This window comes from Corynebacterium sp. CCM 9203, assembly GCF_041357675.1.
GTDB lineage: Bacteria > Actinomycetota > Actinomycetes > Mycobacteriales > Mycobacteriaceae > Corynebacterium.
In genome coordinates, this window is the sequence record NZ_JAUERY010000001.1 from 394,241 (window position 1) to 409,908 (window position 15,668).

General features: G+C 60.3%; 14 protein-coding genes. 8 read left to right on the forward strand and 6 right to left on the reverse strand.

Annotated elements, in window-relative coordinates; translation table 11 throughout:
• Nucleotides 1-43 precede the first annotated feature (43 nt).
• On the forward strand, nucleotides 44-313 hold the full coding sequence (gene rpsO, locus QWU44_RS01670) for a 30S ribosomal protein S15 (protein WP_198736110.1): 270 nt from the start codon (nucleotides 44-46) through the stop codon (nucleotides 311-313).
• A gap of 333 nt (nucleotides 314-646) precedes the next feature.
• Here the strand turns inward: rpsO and QWU44_RS01675 are convergent, their stop codons facing one another.
• From QWU44_RS01675 to QWU44_RS01700, 6 genes are read right to left on the reverse strand one after another with little or no spacing between them, the layout of a single operon-like run.
• Entirely contained in the window at nucleotides 647-2,002 is a 1,356-nt protein-coding gene (locus QWU44_RS01675; RefSeq protein WP_370913969.1) for an MFS transporter, read from the reverse strand.
• A 29-nt stretch (nucleotides 2,003-2,031) separates the two neighbouring features.
• Entirely contained in the window at nucleotides 2,032-2,976 is a 945-nt protein-coding gene (locus QWU44_RS01680) for a sugar kinase (RefSeq protein ID WP_370913970.1), read from the reverse strand.
• The gene (locus tag QWU44_RS01685; protein WP_370913971.1) at nucleotides 2,969-3,646 is read right to left on the reverse strand and encodes an L-ribulose-5-phosphate 4-epimerase; all 678 of its coding nucleotides are present in this window, start codon (nucleotides 3,644-3,646) and stop codon (nucleotides 2,969-2,971) included. The genes QWU44_RS01680 and QWU44_RS01685 overlap by 8 nt, the downstream gene beginning before the upstream one ends.
• A complete protein-coding gene (locus tag QWU44_RS01690) occupies nucleotides 3,643-4,515 on the reverse strand; it encodes an L-ribulose-5-phosphate 3-epimerase (RefSeq protein ID WP_370913972.1) in 873 nt (290 codons plus the stop codon). The genes QWU44_RS01685 and QWU44_RS01690 overlap by 4 nt, the downstream gene beginning before the upstream one ends.
• Nucleotides 4,512-5,162: an orotidine 5'-phosphate decarboxylase / HUMPS family protein gene (locus QWU44_RS01695; protein WP_370913973.1), complete on the reverse strand. Its 651-nt coding sequence runs from the start codon at nucleotides 5,160-5,162 to the stop codon at nucleotides 4,512-4,514. The genes QWU44_RS01690 and QWU44_RS01695 overlap by 4 nt, the downstream gene beginning before the upstream one ends.
• A 2-nt stretch (nucleotides 5,163-5,164) precedes the next feature.
• Nucleotides 5,165-6,154, reverse strand: a complete 990-nt coding sequence (locus tag QWU44_RS01700) for a phosphotriesterase (RefSeq protein ID WP_370913974.1) — start codon at nucleotides 6,152-6,154, stop codon at nucleotides 5,165-5,167.
• Nucleotides 6,155-6,351: 197 nt separating this feature from the next.
• Here QWU44_RS01700 and QWU44_RS01705 point away from each other — a divergent pair, with 197 nt between their 5' ends.
• From QWU44_RS01705 to QWU44_RS01735, 7 genes are all read left to right on the forward strand, one after another.
• Complete coding sequence (locus QWU44_RS01705; RefSeq protein ID WP_370913975.1) at nucleotides 6,352-7,320, forward strand: sugar-binding transcriptional regulator; 969 nt, start codon at nucleotides 6,352-6,354, stop codon at nucleotides 7,318-7,320.
• Nucleotides 7,321-7,662: 342 nt separating this feature from the next.
• Nucleotides 7,663-9,903, forward strand: coding sequence for a polyribonucleotide nucleotidyltransferase (locus QWU44_RS01710; protein WP_370913976.1), 2,241 nt, complete (start codon nucleotides 7,663-7,665; stop codon nucleotides 9,901-9,903).
• Between the two features lie 282 nt (nucleotides 9,904-10,185).
• Nucleotides 10,186-10,950 carry a 4-hydroxy-tetrahydrodipicolinate reductase gene (gene dapB, locus QWU44_RS01715; protein ID WP_370913977.1) on the forward strand — a complete coding sequence of 255 codons (765 nt, stop codon included), beginning with the start codon at nucleotides 10,186-10,188 and terminating at the stop codon, nucleotides 10,948-10,950.
• Nucleotides 10,951-10,995: 45 nt separating this feature from the next.
• A complete protein-coding gene (gene thyX / locus QWU44_RS01720; RefSeq protein WP_370913978.1) occupies nucleotides 10,996-11,748 on the forward strand; it encodes an FAD-dependent thymidylate synthase in 753 nt (250 codons plus the stop codon).
• A gap of 91 nt (nucleotides 11,749-11,839) precedes the next feature.
• On the forward strand, nucleotides 11,840-12,745 hold the full coding sequence (gene dapA / locus QWU44_RS01725; RefSeq protein WP_370913979.1) for a 4-hydroxy-tetrahydrodipicolinate synthase: 906 nt from the start codon (nucleotides 11,840-11,842) through the stop codon (nucleotides 12,743-12,745).
• A 2-nt stretch (nucleotides 12,746-12,747) separates the two neighbouring features.
• The gene (locus tag QWU44_RS01730) at nucleotides 12,748-14,874 is read left to right on the forward strand and encodes a ribonuclease J (protein WP_370913980.1); all 2,127 of its coding nucleotides are present in this window, start codon (nucleotides 12,748-12,750) and stop codon (nucleotides 14,872-14,874) included.
• A 76-nt stretch (nucleotides 14,875-14,950) separates the two neighbouring features.
• Nucleotides 14,951-15,574 (forward strand): TIGR03085 family metal-binding protein, encoded by a 624-nt coding sequence (locus QWU44_RS01735; protein ID WP_370913981.1) that lies wholly within the window; start codon nucleotides 14,951-14,953, stop codon nucleotides 15,572-15,574.
• Nucleotides 15,575-15,668: the final 94 nt, after the last annotated feature.

The window sequence follows — 15,668 nt, forward strand, 5'->3', positions numbered from 1 at the left end:
GAATTTTCATGTGGACTGAAATTATGTAAGAGGAGAATACTCCGTGGCACTTTCCACCGAGAAGAAGAAGTCCATCCTGGCCGAATTCGGTCTGCACGAGTCCGATACCGGTTCGCCGGAGGCCCAGATCGCGCTGCTCACCACGCGTATCCGTGAACTCACCGAGCACCTCAAGTTCCACAAGCACGATCATCACTCCCGCCGTGGTCTGCTCCTCATGGTCGGTCGTCGCCGCGGCCTGTTGAAGTACCTGAAGGAGAACAACGTCGACCGTTACCGCGACCTGATCTCCCGACTGGGCCTTCGCCGCTGAGGTTTTCGTAACAACGTTCAACCGCCGGTCCCGTTTTTCGGGTCGGCGGTTTTCCGTGTCATTGCCTCTTCGGCAGAAGCCGAGAGCACCGGAGGCGGTACAGGAAAGGAATATTCTGCGAGATACCCAGTTCTGTTTGGATATAGCGCAACCTGGTCGGCGTGTGTAACCGTATCGGCATCGTAAGGGAGTGGCGTGCGGTACACATCCCCGGGTGGCTGACAAAAAGTCGGCGGGAGATCGTGGGAATCTTCCCGCCGACTCAGGGGTGAGTGGCCGTGCAGCCGTGTACAACGGTGTTCTTTCCATGGGAACCGCGTTTCGCGGAGAATGTCAGATCTTCTCTAGTTGCAGGGCCTTCGTCTCCTTGGCGAACAGGTAGGTAATACCACCTAGTGCCAGTAGTGCCGCGAACAGGAAGAACGCGGGTGGTACCGCATCAAGGGTTACATCCTGCCGGATCGCAGAACCGCCGATGAGGAACCCCATGAGGGCCGGTCCGAAGATCTTCGCGGAAGCGCCGATACCGTAGCCGAGTCCCAGGCCGGTCGAACGCACATCGTTCGGGAACTGTTCGGCACCGAAGGCGTTGAGGATGCCGAACGCACCGTCGCCGAACATCATCGCGATGAGGATACCGATGAAGAAGACAGTTCCCGTGGAGGCCGTGGCGGATATTACGCAGCCTGCGGCACCGAGCATTCCGAAGCTGAACATGACCCACCTGCGGCCGATGATGTCGGACAGCCACGCGGAGCTGAGGCGCCCGATGATGTCCGCTAGCGAGACGAACGTGAACATCAGGCCGACCATCGAGGCCGTGTAGCCGAAACCGTCCTTGAGGAGGGTCTGGCCCCAGGACTGGATGGTGAAGGAACCCAGGATGAAGCAGAACGAACCGAGGGTGATCAGCGCCAGGGACTTCTTGTGGGATTCAAAGAGTTTGCTGAAGCTGGCGGAGCTTTCCTTCTTCAGTTCAGGGAGGTCACCGACTTCTCCGACAGGAACCATCAGGGCCCAGGCGTACGCCTCTTTGGCTTCCTCGGCCCGGTCGTGTGTCTGCAGGAAGCGGGGGGATTCGGGGACCCGTGCCAGCCAGAACAGGAGGAACACCGGAATGACGCCGAGTGCGATCAGGCCGCGCCAGCCGATGGGCTCGGCGAGCCATTGCTGTGCCTGGGCGCCCAACAGCAGGCCGACGGGAATGAACACGGACGCGAGACCTGCGAGAAGTCCACGGTGCTTGGCGGGGACGAATTCCTGGACGTAGGGGATCGAGGTGATGTTGAGACCACCGACGCCGATGCCGACGCCGATCCGAAGAATCGCGAGCATCCACCAGCCGCGATCCGGGGTGATGATGCAGAGTGCAGTGAAAACCACGAGGAGCACGATGCACCACCAGAATGCACCCTTACGGCCGACCTTGTCGGCCAGTCGGCCCCACAGAATGGCTCCAGCCACGGTTCCGAGTCCGGAGCATGCGAGGATGACTCCGGCTTCGAAGCCTGAGAGATTCCACGGTTTGACCAGGAGCGACACCACGAAGCCGATGAGGAAGATGTCGAAGAATTCGGCGATGTTGCCCATGATGACGAGGCCGACGATGGATTTCTGGTTGCGGGTGAGTTTCCCGGCGTCAATCTGACTGGCGGCAGTCATCACCGGCGCAGTAGGTGTGTTGGACATGGGGATATCCTTAATCTCTGGACAATCCGCTAGCGGATGATGTCTGCGGTGGTGGGGATGGACAGTTCTGCCGGATTGATTCTCGTCAGATCACCGTGGTGGGTGAGTGCGTACTTCGCGATCGCCTTGCCGTATTCGACACCTCTGCGCATGTCCCCGGACAGGAAGCCGTGCAGGCAACCGGCGACGAAGCTGTCCCCGGCTCCGGGACGATCCACGATGGGGACGGTCTCGACGGTTACGCTGTCCTCACCGTCCGGCCCCGCGTAGTACACCGGATTCGTCTGATCCGTCGACACCACATATGTCGCGCCGAAACGCTTACGCAGGGTCCTAGCGCACCCGGGGCCGTCGCCGGTGATACCGAAGACGATCTCGGCGTCGCGTCGGGAACAGAATAGCGCAGTGGATTTCTCCGCGATGGGGGTGAGCACCTCAGCCGCTTTCTCCGGGGACCAAAGCAGACCCCGGTAGTTCACGTCGAGAACCACGTCGATGCCCCTATCGGCGGCGGAGTTGACGAAGTGGGTGATGACTTCACCGGTGTTGTCGGTCAGTGAGGCGGTGATTCCGGTGACGAACACGAGTTTGGTGTCCAGCATGGAATCCCAGTTGACGTCATCGACCCGGATATCTCGAAACGGGGTGTGTTGGCGATCGTAGGTTACCCGGGACGGCATCGGTGATTTGCCGGGCTCCATGAAGTACAGTGCGGTCCGGCCCTCGGGCACACGAATCATGTTGGAGAGATCAACGCCGACGGAGCGGTATTCGGAGAGGCAACGCTCCGCGAGGTCCCCCTCGGGCAGGATTGAGCACCATGATGTGGCGCGTCCGAGTTGGGAGAGAACTCCGCACACGTTCGCTTCCGAGCATGCAGCGTTGAGCAGAACCTTTGTGGAGCTGACGAGTCGTCGCCCCTCGATCACTGTCAGTCGGATCTGGCCTTCGCCAATGGATGTGATGTCAAACATTTTCAGTCACCCCTTCGGATGCTTGGGCTGTCCCGTAACGATGGGTGTAGCGGTCAAAGTTGGCCGCGATTTCCTCTTCGGGAAGCGGGATTGGTGTACCCATGAGCCGTGCGGCCCACATGGTATGTGCAACGTCCTCAACCATCACGGCGGCCTGGAGCGCCTTCTGGATTCCTGGGCCGATGGTGAAGACGCCGTGCTGTTTCATGAGAATTGCCGGTGAGTGGCCGATGCTGCGGAGGATCTCTTCTCCGATCGCGTTGCCCCCTATTCGCGCGTAGCCGCCGCAGGGGATTGGTCCTCCGAACTCATCTGAGATTGCGGTGAGGCAGCAGGGGATCTCCTCTCCGAGTGCCGCCCAGGCGGTCGCGTAGGTGGAGTGGGTGTGTACCACTGATTTGACGTCTTCACGGCCCCGGTAGATCCCGAGGTGTGAGGAGGTGTCCGAGCTGGGCCCGTGGGTACCTTCGATGATGCGCCCGTCGAGGCTCACGATCACCATGTCATCCGGGGTCATCTCGGTGTACAGCCTGCCGGATGGTTTGATGACGATCCGGTCACCGGAGTCGGCGAGTGCCGAGAGGTTACCTCCCGTCCATGCGACGAGACCGTGCCGGGGAAGCGCCAGGTTGCCTTCGCAGACCTGCTCCCGTAGTTCCTTGAGCATCATTCGGTGTTGCCTCCTTCACTGTGTCGGGGTTGCACGATGCAAGCGGCGGAAATGAGTCTTTCTTCGATGAAGCGCCGGGCGTTTGTGCAGGTTTCCAGCGAATCCGGGGAATCGTCATTCCACATTTCGAGCATGATTCGCCCGTCCCAGTCCTGTCGCCTGAGTTCCGTGAATGCCGCGTCGAAGTCGGCGACACCGGTGCCGAATGCGATCCGACGTGGCTCACCGGGGAGGACATCCTTGACGTGCAGGGCGACCATGTGCCCGGAACCCGCCGCCAATTCTTCGGTCGCGTCCCCGCCGTGTTCCGCGATGTTGCCGACATCGGGGTAGATCTGTACCCACGGACTGTGACACTCATCGACCACCGCCATCGCGTCCTGCACCGAGGAGATGTCATTCCCGTCAACGTTCTCGATCGCGAGGATGATGCCCTTGTGCGCCGCATACGGCATCGCGTCCTTTAGCGTTTCGATGTAGCGCATCCGGCTGCCGGGATCATCCTCCTCGTAGTAGGCGTAGTACCCGGCGACCTGTACGACCGATACCCCCAGGTCATGAGCCAGGTCGATACCTTTCCGGTACACTTCGCGGGCCTGTTCCCGGATTTCGGGATCAGCGGATCCGGGCATGATTCTCCGGTGCAGGGAGAGGCAGATTCCTCCGATCTGCACCCCCGCATCTCGGGCGGCTCCACGGACCGCATCTCGCTGTTCCTGCGACCAGTCCAGCCGTGCAGCCCGCTCAGGGGTTTCGTCGACGGACAGGTCAACGAAGTGGAAACCTCCGGCCTTGACCTGCTCAAAGAACTCGGGCCAGGGGCCACTGATGAGAGCCTTCTCGTAGATTCCGAGACGGATGGTACTCATGGCCAGACCTGACTGATTGCGTTCTGTAGGTTGAGGGCAGAGGCCTTCGGGTCCGCTGCTTTCATGATTTCGCGTCCTGCGATCACGACCCCCACAGGTCGCCCGGTGAAGACATCGAGTTCGCTGGCCTTGATGCCACCCGTTACGGTGACGGTGAAACCCATCTCGGCGAGTTCGCTGATTCGTTGGATATCGGTGTCTCCCCACGACAGATCTCCGGCGGCCTCCCGGTCGCGGGATCGTTTCACGATGACGTGTTGAACCCCGAGGTCCCGCCAGGATCGTGCCCGATCAGCGGAATAGGTTTCGCCGAGCTCGACCTGAACCTGACCGCCGTATTCCCGGGCGACCTTGACAACCTGCTCGATGGTGGCGAGTGATGCGCCTGCTACGCAGGAGACCCAGTCGGCACCGGCTTCGAAGCACTGGCGGGCGATGAGGCTGCCCGCCTCGGCGATACGGACATCGGCGAGAATGGTCTTTTCGGGATAGAGAGCACGGATCTCGCGGACGGCCCGGAGGCCCTCTGCGATCACCAGAATCGTTCCGCACTCGATGATGTCGACGTGTCCGACCGCTTTGTTCAAAGGTCCGAGAGCGGAGACCATATCGAGGGAGTCCACCGCGACCTGAAGTTGTGGTCTCATGGCTATTCAGCTCCCCGCATGGTGAAGAACCGCTGACCATTGGTCACCAGCAACTTGTTGACGTACTCCGGGTCGAATCCCTCATCGAGCATGCGCGGTCCGTCGACGGCAGGATTGAAATCCACTCCGGTGACTGCACCGTAGGCCTTCTGGTAGCTCCGTTTCCCGGAATCCGTGCCCAGCAGAATTCGGTCCCCGTAGCCTTTGTCACCCAGTTCCTTCAGTTCCATCATTCGGTTTGACTCCGGCTGATACTTGATGCGGTACGTTCCGTCAATCTCCAACCACGCACCGGTGTCGAGAATCTGTCGGAGGTAGTAGACGTCGGCGTTTCGCTGGATATGACCGATCGCGATCTGGTCGGCGGGTACGCCCATCTCGATCAGTTGCTGCGCCTGTTCCAGCCCGCACGTGCCGTAGGTGGTGTGGGTGTTGATCGGTGCACCGGTCTCGAGGGAGGCTTTGGCGCAGGCCTCCATGCACTTGCGTTCGAAGGGCGTGATCTTTCCGTAGGCGGTGGCGACCTTGATGCAGCCCGCCTTGTACTCGGTGCGGTCGACAATCGGGCCGGAGTAATCGTGCCGGTCGATTCCCTCGGTGATGTCGGCGATGAGCAGATCTGCGATCTGATCCACGCTGTAGCGGCTCACCCAGTGGGACTGTGTTTCCAGGTACACGTGCTCTCGGTGGAAGCCGGTTGTGGCGATGATCTGGAGGCCCGGGACACGCCGGTTCACCTCGGCGAGTTTATCGAGGTCGCGGCCACAGTTGGCGGGGCACATGTCGACGACGGTCCCGCCGTCGGCCCAGTTCCTGGATGCCTCGACGAAATAGGTGGCTTCTTCGACGGCCTTGTCGACGTCCGCGAGCTGATGGTCGGCGTCGATGTACACCTCACCTGCGCCGACCCTGATCAGATGATCATGGGAATTGACCACACCGAGCGTCTCAGGGGCCACGTCGCCGAGAATGGTGCGTACAAACTGTGACATAGTTTACTCCTCAAAATTGACGTGATAACGGCGGTTGCCTGATTTGAAGATTTCCAGATGGATGGGGATTAAGGGAGTGTATTGGTGCACGTTTTTGCAGATGGTGGAGGTTTTGTGAATGTGATTTGGGAATAATCGCAGGTAAAATATGTACAATGGTGAAAAGTTATTCCGGATGAGCTGGAGATGTTGCAACTATGTGCACTGATGCGAAACCGAATGAACGCGAACATGTCGCGGAACTTCTCACAGTGGCCCGTCTCTACTACGAGCAGCATCTATCCCAAGGTGAGATAGCTGACCTGCAGTTCTGTTCCCGGTCTCGAATCTCCCGACTGCTCAAGGAGGCCCGGGACCGGCATATGGTGCGAACAACCGTGCACCATCCTCTGGAGCAGTCGTTTGAACTCGAACGCCAGTTGCGCCGCCATCTCGGCCTGGAAAGGGTGTTCGTCGCGTCTGCCCTCGGTAGGTTCACTCCTGCTCAGGCGGTTGGTCGACTCGCTGCCGACATCATTCAGAGTGCTGGGCACCGACAGGCGGTGATCGCTTTATCCAACGGGCGGTCGGTTGCGGCGGTGGTGGATTCGATGCCTCGACAGAACTGGCCCTTGTCCGTCGTCTGTCAGATGGTGGGATCTTTCGGGCGATCGGAGCATCATGCGGTGGATGCACCTGATCTCACCCGGAATCTCGCCAACCAACTCGGTGGTGGCTACCGGTTGCTTCCTGTACCGATCGTCATGCGTTCCACAACGGCTGCCCGGTGGGCGCGGCGTGAGGAAATGATGGTCACAACACTGGAGCTCGCTGCTCGCGCGGACATCGCGGTCATCGGGGTCGGGTCGGTCGGTCAGGGTAGCTCCAGCGAACTGCTGCAACCATTCATCACTCCGCAGATCAGCCGAGAGCTGAAGAAACACCGTGTTGTGGCGCATTTCTCTGGACACCACTTCGACGTGAAAGGTCGCCATGTGCACACTGTGCTCTGTGACCGCACCATTTCCCTCGAACCGGAGCGATTGAAGAAGATCGATCTTCCTCTGATGGTGGCCTGGGGTTGGGAAAAGGTCGCCGCCATCTCGGCAATCTCCCGAACTGACATCAACCCTGTCCTCGTCACCGATAGCGAGACTGCGACGTTGTTACTGGATTACCGCGCCTGAACATCCGACGTACTGGTGTTTCGGGGGTTCTCGGGGCTGGGAGTTTGTGGTGACGGGAACCTCGGTGTGGGACCGGGTGGAAGAAGACCCGTAATCGATATAGGGAAAACACGTCGCTGCCACCGATGTGCTGCTGAATTAGGTGTTGATATGCACTCCGCCGAGATCCACAGTTCAGTGGGTTCGACCGGGCCCGTGGGGGTGGGGATTACGTGATGCCGAAATATGCGGGGGTAATTGTCATGCCCTGCTGGTAGTCTGGGGCGGAGCCTTCCACGAAGAAGACATGAACGGCGGCACCGAAGATCGCCGAGCAGAAGGCCAAGAATAAGGAGAACTCGCTTGCGCGACGTTACAATCAACAATGACACCGAATTCGGAATTGTCGAGGCAACTGCCACAATCGATAACGGTGATTTTGGCACCCGCACCATTCGCCTCGAGACGGGCCAACTGGCCCGCCAGGCAGGTGGATCAGTAACCGCCTACCTCGATGAGGGAACGATGCTGCTGGCCACCACCACCGCTTCCAGTAATCCCCGCGAGGGATTCGACTTCTTCCCGCTAACGGTTGATGTCGAGGAGCGCATGTACGCCGCTGGACGAATCCCCGGTTCGTTCTTCCGCAGGGAGGGGCGCCCCTCCACGGAGGCCGTCCTCGCCTGCCGTCTGATCGACCGCCCGCTGCGCCCGACCTTCGTCAAGGGGCTGCGCAACGAGGTTCAGTGCGTGATCACGGTTCTGTCGATGGATCCGAAAGATATGTACGACGTCGTGGCGATTAACGCCGCATCCGCCGCCACCCAGCTCTCCGGTCTGCCTGTCTCCGGCCCCGTTGGTGGGGTCAGGATGGCTCTCGTTGTCGATGAGAAGCACCCGAAGGGGCAGTGGGTCGCGTTCCCCACTCATGAGCAGCATGCCAAGGCCCTGTTCGAGATCGTGGTAGCAGGTCGTATCGTCCCCGGTAAGAAGGGCGGCGGTGACGACGTCGCCATCATGATGGTTGAGGCCGGAGCCACCGAGAACGTCATCGCCCGCATCGCAGAGGGCGCCCCCGCCCCGACGGAATCCGTTGTCGCAGAGGGGCTTGAGGCAGCGAAACCGTTTATCGAGAAGCTCTGCGAAGCCCAGCGTCTGCTGGCCCGGGAAGCGGCGAAAGAAACCCAGCAGTTCCCGCTCTTCCCGCCCTATGCTGACGATGTTTATGCGGCAGTGGAGAAGAAGGCCAAGGCCAAGCTGGCCAAGCTGATGTCCATCGCGGGTAAACAGGACCGTGATGACGCGACCAACGAGCACATGGCCGAGGTCGAGTCCGCGCTCATCGAGAAATTCCCGGAGCGGGGCAAGGAGATCCGGAACGCATATAACGCGGTGATGAAGGATGTCGTCCGGCACCGCATCCTGACGGACCACTTCCGGATCGACGGCCGCGGAATCACCGATATCCGGGATCTGGGCGTTGAGGTCGATCTTATTCCCCGCGCGCATGGTTCCTCACTTTTCGAGCGTGGTGAAACGCAGATTCTCGGTGTGACCACCCTGGACATGTTGAAGATGGAGCAGCAGATCGATTCGTTGTCCCCGGTCGATCACAAGCGCTACATGCACCACTACAACTTCCCTCCGTATTCGGTCGGTGAGACAGGGCGTGTCGGGTCGCCCAAGCGGCGTGAAGTCGGCCATGGCGCGCTGGCGGAGCGTGCGGTGCTGCCGGTACTACCCACCCGCGAGGAGTTCCCCTACTCCATCCGTCAGGTGTCAGAGGCGCTCGGATCCAACGGATCCACCTCCATGGGGTCCGTCTGCGCGTCAACACTCTCTCTGTACAACGCCGGCGTGCCGTTGAAGGCACCTGTCGCGGGTATTGCGATGGGCCTCGTCTCCGACGAGGTTGACGGCGAGACCCGCTACGTGGCGCTCACCGACATCCTCGGGGCCGAGGACGCTTTCGGTGACATGGACTTCAAGGTGGCCGGGACGGAAGACTTCATCACCGCTCTCCAGCTCGACACGAAGCTTGATGGCATTCCATCGGAGGTTCTCGCCGGGGCACTATCCCAGGCGAGGGACGCCCGGCTGGCGATTCTGGAGACCATGTCCGAGGTCATCGACGGTCCCGATGAGATGAGTGCTCTGGCTCCGCGTATCGTCACCGTCACCGTTCCGCAGTCCAAGATCGGTGAGGTCATCGGCCCGAAGGGTAAGATGATCAACTCCATCACGGAGGACACCGGCGCCAACATTTCCATCGAGGATGACGGCACCATCTACGTGTCGGCGTTCTCCGGGGAGGCCGCAGACGCCGCGATCGAGAAGATCAACTCTATCGCCAACCCGCAGATGCCGAAGGTCGGGGAGCGGTTCCTCGGAACCGTCGTCAAGACCACCAATTTCGGTGCATTTGTCTCCCTGCTGCCGGGCCGCGACGGCCTGGTTCACATCTCCAAGCTGGGTGGCAAGAAGCGTATCGAGCGTGTCGAGGACGTCGTGAACGTCGGTGACAAGATTCAGGTGGAGATCCTGGACATTGACAACCGCGGAAAGATCTCCCTCGCCCCCGTTGACGAGGATGCTGCGGAGTAATCCACTGCACCGGCTCAGACGCCGTACGATAACCGCCGTCCCCGGTGAAGGGTTCCGCAGGAACCGAGCACCGGGGACGGCGGTTATCTATTCTCATCTCTGACATCCGATATCGCGGGAGACCTTTGTGGCGTGCCCGGAGTTTTATCGGTGAGCGGATACCCACCCCGGGCTGAGCGCCTGCCGTGAGGTGCCTAGACTGGTACAGGAACATTGCGGCGACGGTGTTTCCGGGTGCGCCGGGACACGTCACGGAGATCGATGGACACTGGAGGAATACCAATGACAGACAATGGGTACAGCAAGGTCGGCGTTATCGGCGCGGGGGGCCGAGTCGGACAGGCCGTGGTCGCGGCGATTCGGGATACAACGGATCTCGAACTCGTCGCCGAGATTGATCGTGGCGATGATCTGGAGCGCCTCGTTGAGTCCGGTACCCAGGTGATCGTCGACTTCACCGCGCCCTCGGCCGTCATGGAGAACATCAGGTTCTGTATTTCACGCGGTATCTCGTGTGTCGTCGGAACCACGGGGTTCACCCCTGAGCGTCTCGATCAGGTGAGTGCCTGGATCAGTGAGTCACAGCATGACGGTGTGGGTGTCCTCATTGCCCCGAACTTCGCGATTTCCGCTGTATTGACTATGCAGTTCGCTAAACAGGCCGCAAAGTTCTTCGAGTCCGCGGAGGTGGTTGAATTCCACCACCCTAACAAGTTGGATGCGCCGTCCGGAACCGCGATCCACACGGCGGAGGGGATTGCTGCAGCCCGCCGTGAGGCCGGCATGGTGGAGCAGCCCGATGCAACGGAGCAGTCACTGGATGGCGCGCGTGGTACGGATGTCGATGGCGTCAGGGTTCATGCCGTGCGCATGACGGGAATGGTTGCCCATGAGGAGGTCATCTTTGGCTCCCAGGGGCAGACGTTGACCATCCGCCAGGACTCCTACGACCGTACGAGTTTCGTTCCAGGTGTTCTCGTCGGCGTACGACGTATCCATGAGTTCCCCGGACTGACCGTCGGACTCGAAAACTACCTCGGTCTCTGAACCCGCCCCGATCCGCCCATCGAACCAACCGAGGAGAACTGATCCGTGGCCAGATCCGTCAACCTGAAGGTGCAGGTCATCGCCCACACCACCTTCACACCACCAACGGACATCGACTGGGAGAGCGACGCCTGCGATGGTGAGGCCTTGGCTGAGTTCGCCGGGCGTGCCTGTTACGAAACCTTCGACAAACCGAACCCGCGTACCGCAGCGAATGCGGCGTATCTCCGCCACATCATGGAGGTGGGACACACCGCACTGTTCGAGCACGCCAGTGCGACGCTGTATGTGCGGGGAATCTCCCGTTCCGCCACGCACGAGTTGGTCCGACATCGGCATTTCTCCTTCTCGCAGCTTTCTCAACGGTTCGTGCATTTCGAGGAAAGCGAGGTTGTCGTTCCATTTTTGATCGCGGAGGACGAGGAACTCACTAGATTGTTCATGCAGGGGATTGATGACGCTCGTTTTACGTTTAACGAACTACTTGCTGGCCTTGAGGAGAAGCTCGCGGATGAGCCTAACGCCCTGTTGCGGCGCAAACAGGCGCGGCAGGCGGCCCGTGCGGTGCTTCCCAACGCGACCGAGTCCCGAATCGTCGTCACCGGTAACTACCGGGCATGGCGGCACTTCATCGGTATGCGGGCCACTGAACACGCTGATGTCGAGATCCGGACCCTCGCTGTTGAATGCCTGCGCCTGCTCAGAGGCCTGGCACCGACGGTATTCGGGGATTTCGACATAACGAGATTGTCCGATGGATCCGAGATGGCGGTCAGTCCTTACGTGACAGACTTCTGACCTGCTACGTTCTTCTTCGGTCATCTGCGACACGCGCGACGGATACCCGCAATGTCCGCCATGGTGCACTGACCGGGTAACCTCGTGTGACATGAGCACAGGTATGACAGTCACCACCGGAACCGACTATTTCGGAACCGTCGCCGTCGCCATGGTCACCCCGTTCGACGGAAACGGTGACCTTGACACCGCAGCAGGCTGCGAACTCGCTGCACATCTTGTCGATGAAGGGTGTGACGCTCTGGTTCTTGCGGGGACCACCGGTGAGTCACCCACGACGACCGTTGCGGAGAAACTTGCCCTGCTGCGTGAAGTCAAGGCGGAGGTGGGCGACCGGGCGAAGATCATTGCCGGCGCAGGTAGCTATGACACCGCAGCCTCCGTCGCCCTCGCGCAAGCGTCCGCTGACGCTGGAGCCGACTCCTTGCTCGTGGTCACACCGTATTATTCGAAGCCAACCCAGGAAGGTATCTACCGCCATTTTATGGCGGTAGCCGATGCTACTGATTTGCCGGTGTGCCTGTACGATATTCCGCCCCGCTCGATAATACCGATTGAATCTGATACCATTCAACGTCTGGCTGAACACCGCACGATTGTGGCCGTCAAGGATGCCAAGGGTGACCTTGCCGCCGCCACACCTCTGATCGCCGAGACTGGCCTCGCCTGGTACTCGGGAGATGATCCGCTCAACCTCCCATGGCTGTCGCTGGGAGCCACCGGTTTTATCTCGGTGATCGGACATGTGGCCGCGCGACAATTGCGTGAGCTACACACGAGCTTTGCCAACGGTGACCTCGTTCGTGCGCGGGCAATCAACACACAACTTTCCCCGCTGTTTCGCGCCCAGGCACGTCTGGGTGGAGTCAGCTTCTCAAAGGGGGCCCTGCGACTGCAGGGTCTCGACGTCGGAGAACCCCGGCTGCCGCAGATCCCCGTGGATCATGCACAGCTTGAGGATCTCCGCACCGATCTAGAACAGGCTGGAGTCCTATAAATATGTCTGACACCCGTAACCGCTCCCGGAAGGTGATCCGCAAGGCGGGTCCGCCGGAAGCCCCCGAATTTATGGCCCCCGAGCAACCCAATCCCGTAGCCGACGGTGATGCCGGAACCGACAACCGGGGCACGAAGAAATCCGAGGAGAAGAACTCCTCGAATGATGAGCGGGGAAACCGTAGGGAGAGTCGCAACACCAGTAACGACCGGAATTCGGGTGGTAACAACCGTCGAGGTCGTGGTGGCAGCAACTCCGGTGGCGGTAACCGTGGCGGCAATGAGCGTTCACAGGGGAGTCGGGGTAGCGGAGCCAACCGTGGAGGAACCAACTCAGGTAGCGGCGAACGCGGCCGTAACGTCGTCAAGTCGATGCAGGGCGCCGATCTGACACGTCGTCTGCCGGAGCCACCGAAAGCACCGAAAAATGGGCTGCGTGTGATCGCGCTCGGCGGTATTTCGGAGATCGGTCGGAACATGACGGTCTTCGAGTACAACAACCGGATTCTCATCGTTGATTGCGGTGTGCTCTTCCCGTCGTCTGGAGAGCCGGGCGTAGACCTGATTCTCCCCGACTTCTCGTACCTTGAGGACAAACTCGACCGCATCGATGCTCTGGTGATTACGCATGGTCATGAGGACCACATCGGTGCCATCCCCTGGCTTCTGAAGATGTGCCCGGACTTGCCGATCGTCGGATCGAAGTTCACCCTCGCGCTCATCGCAGCGAAGTGTCGTGAACACCGACTACGCCCGAAACTGATCGAGGTCGACCAGGCATCGGAGAAGGATTACGGTCCTTTCAACGTCCGTTTCTTCGCCGTGAACCACTCCATCCCGGACTGCCTCGGTATCGTGTTGAAGACGAAGGCTGGGACTGTGCTGCTCACCGGCGACATCAAGCTCGACCAGACACCGACAGACGGTCGGCCGACGGATCTTCCGGCGATTTCCCGGTACGGCGATGAGGGCGTGGATCTGTTCCTCTGCGACTCAACGAACGCGACGACGCCTGGAATGTCCGGCTCTGAGGCCGACATCGCCCCCACTCTGAGGCGCCTCATCGGTGAGGCAAAGCAGCGGGTTATCCTCGCGTCCTTCGCCTCCAATGTCTATCGTGTCCAGGCTGCTGTCGACGCGGCCGTCGCCACCGGGCGGAAGGTCGCGTTCAATGGCCGTTCGATGATCCGCAACATGGAGATCGCCGAGAAACTCGGTTATCTTAAAGCCCCGAAGGGCACCTTCGTCAGCATGGATGACGCCGGTAGAATGGCTCCGCACAAGGTCATGCTCATCACAACCGGTACCCAGGGTGAACCGATGGCGGCACTGTCTCGTATGGCGCGGCGTGAACATCGTCAGGTGACTGTTCGCGACGGAGATCTGATCATCCTGTCATCCTCCCTGGTTCCTGGAAACGAAGAAGCGGTGTTCGGGGTCATCAACATGCTCGCGCAGATTGGTGCCACCGTGATCACCGGCAAGGATGCGAAGGTCCACACCTCGGGGCACGGCTATGCGGGTGAACTACTGTTCCTCTACAACGCCGTCCGCCCGAAGAACGCCATGCCCGTCCACGGCGAGTGGCGCCACCTCCGGGCGAATAAGGAATTGGCCGTGTCCACCGGTGTCGATCGCGATCGAGTCATGCTCGCGCAGAATGGCGTGGTTGTTGACCTGATCGACGGGAAGGCACAGGTTGTTGGCCAGATTCCGATCGGTAACCTTTATGTTGACGGTGTCACGATGGGTGACATCGACGATGAGGTGCTCGCTGACCGTACCGAGATGGGCGAAGGTGGTCTCATCTCGATCACCGTCGTCATCGACAACCGCACCGGTCGCCCGCTTGAGCGTCCCACGGTACAAGCCAAGGGTTTCTCCGAGGATGCTAAGGCGATGATGCCTGAGATCACGGAGCTGGTCGACAATACGATGCGTCAGCTTGCGGGTGAAGGGGAGAACGATCCCTACCGCATGGTCCGCCAGTTACGACGGAAGGTATCCCGTTTCGTGGAGCAGAAGTGGCGTCGTAAGCCGATGATCATCCCGACCGTTGTGCCGATGAACTCAGACAGTCACAACCCGGTCCCGGATGAAGCAGTTCTCCGGTCACGCGAGACCCGCTGAGTAGTTCATCTCATCGAGTGTTCTGGCCCCGGCCTGTCGGCGCCGCCCCTTGGGTGGCGCCGACTAGGCTGGGGCCATGACTTTTGCCGCCACCGAACGTGCCGAACTCGGCGCGCTCCTGCTCGAGCTCGGTCCCGAGGCACCCACGCTCTGTACTGGGTGGACGACACGGGACATGGCAGTTCACCTGCTGCTCCGGGAGACTCGCCCCGATGCTCTTCCGGGGTTGTTTGTCCCTGGATTCGGTGGACATCTGAGATCTGTCAGTGAGAAGATCGGTGCCCGCGACTACTCGGAGATCGTCCGCAAATGGGCTTCGGGGCCGCCCCGATTCAGCCCGCTGAGGCTCATCGACGCGCAGGTCAACACTGTGGAACACTTCATACACCATGAGGACGTCCGGCGAGCTCGACCGGGATGGAAACCTAGGTCGTTTTCGCTGGAGGATGAACAGCAGATGCTGGTCCTCCTCCGTAGGGGCGCTGCCCGGCTTCTGCGGAAATCAGTTGCCCCCGTGATACTTGATCCTGAAGGTGCGTCTCCCATCGTGGCTGCCGGGCATCGTGGTATCGCAGGTAGTGGCTCAGACGTTGTCCGTGTCGCGGGACCGGTTGGTGAGATTTTGGTCTTCTGCTTCGGACGACAAGCTGACGTCACGGTGAGGGGAGAGCGAGAGCGAATCTGCTTCACCCGCATCTGATTTTGTTCTGGCGCATCCCGAGGTGAAAGCGGTTTCGGTGGAGGATGAGACGTTGCTTCTGTGACTGAAGTGTCTGATGCGTCTATCCTGGCAG

Excerpts from the sequence above, each read along its gene's own strand:
- QWU44_RS01735 (WP_370913981.1), top strand. The coding sequence starts at position 14,951 with ATGACTTTTGCCGCCACCGAACGTGCCGAACTCGGCGCGCTCCTGCTC.
- dapA (WP_370913979.1), top strand. The coding sequence starts at position 11,840 with ATGAGCACAGGTATGACAGTCACCACCGGAACCGACTATTTCGGAACC.
- QWU44_RS01675 (WP_370913969.1), bottom strand. The coding sequence starts at position 2,002 with ATGTCCAACACACCTACTGCGCCGGTGATGACTGCCGCCAGTCAGATT.
- QWU44_RS01690 (WP_370913972.1), bottom strand. The coding sequence starts at position 4,515 with ATGAGTACCATCCGTCTCGGAATCTACGAGAAGGCTCTCATCAGTGGC.
- QWU44_RS01680 (WP_370913970.1), bottom strand. The coding sequence starts at position 2,976 with ATGTTTGACATCACATCCATTGGCGAAGGCCAGATCCGACTGACAGTG.
- QWU44_RS01700 (WP_370913974.1), bottom strand. The coding sequence starts at position 6,154 with ATGTCACAGTTTGTACGCACCATTCTCGGCGACGTGGCCCCTGAGACG.
- QWU44_RS01705 (WP_370913975.1), top strand. The coding sequence starts at position 6,352 with ATGTGCACTGATGCGAAACCGAATGAACGCGAACATGTCGCGGAACTT.
- QWU44_RS01695 (WP_370913973.1), bottom strand. The coding sequence starts at position 5,162 with ATGAGACCACAACTTCAGGTCGCGGTGGACTCCCTCGATATGGTCTCC.
- QWU44_RS01730 (WP_370913980.1), top strand. The coding sequence starts at position 12,748 with ATGTCTGACACCCGTAACCGCTCCCGGAAGGTGATCCGCAAGGCGGGT.
- QWU44_RS01685 (WP_370913971.1), bottom strand. The coding sequence starts at position 3,646 with ATGATGCTCAAGGAACTACGGGAGCAGGTCTGCGAAGGCAACCTGGCG.
- dapB (WP_370913977.1), top strand. The coding sequence starts at position 10,186 with ATGACAGACAATGGGTACAGCAAGGTCGGCGTTATCGGCGCGGGGGGC.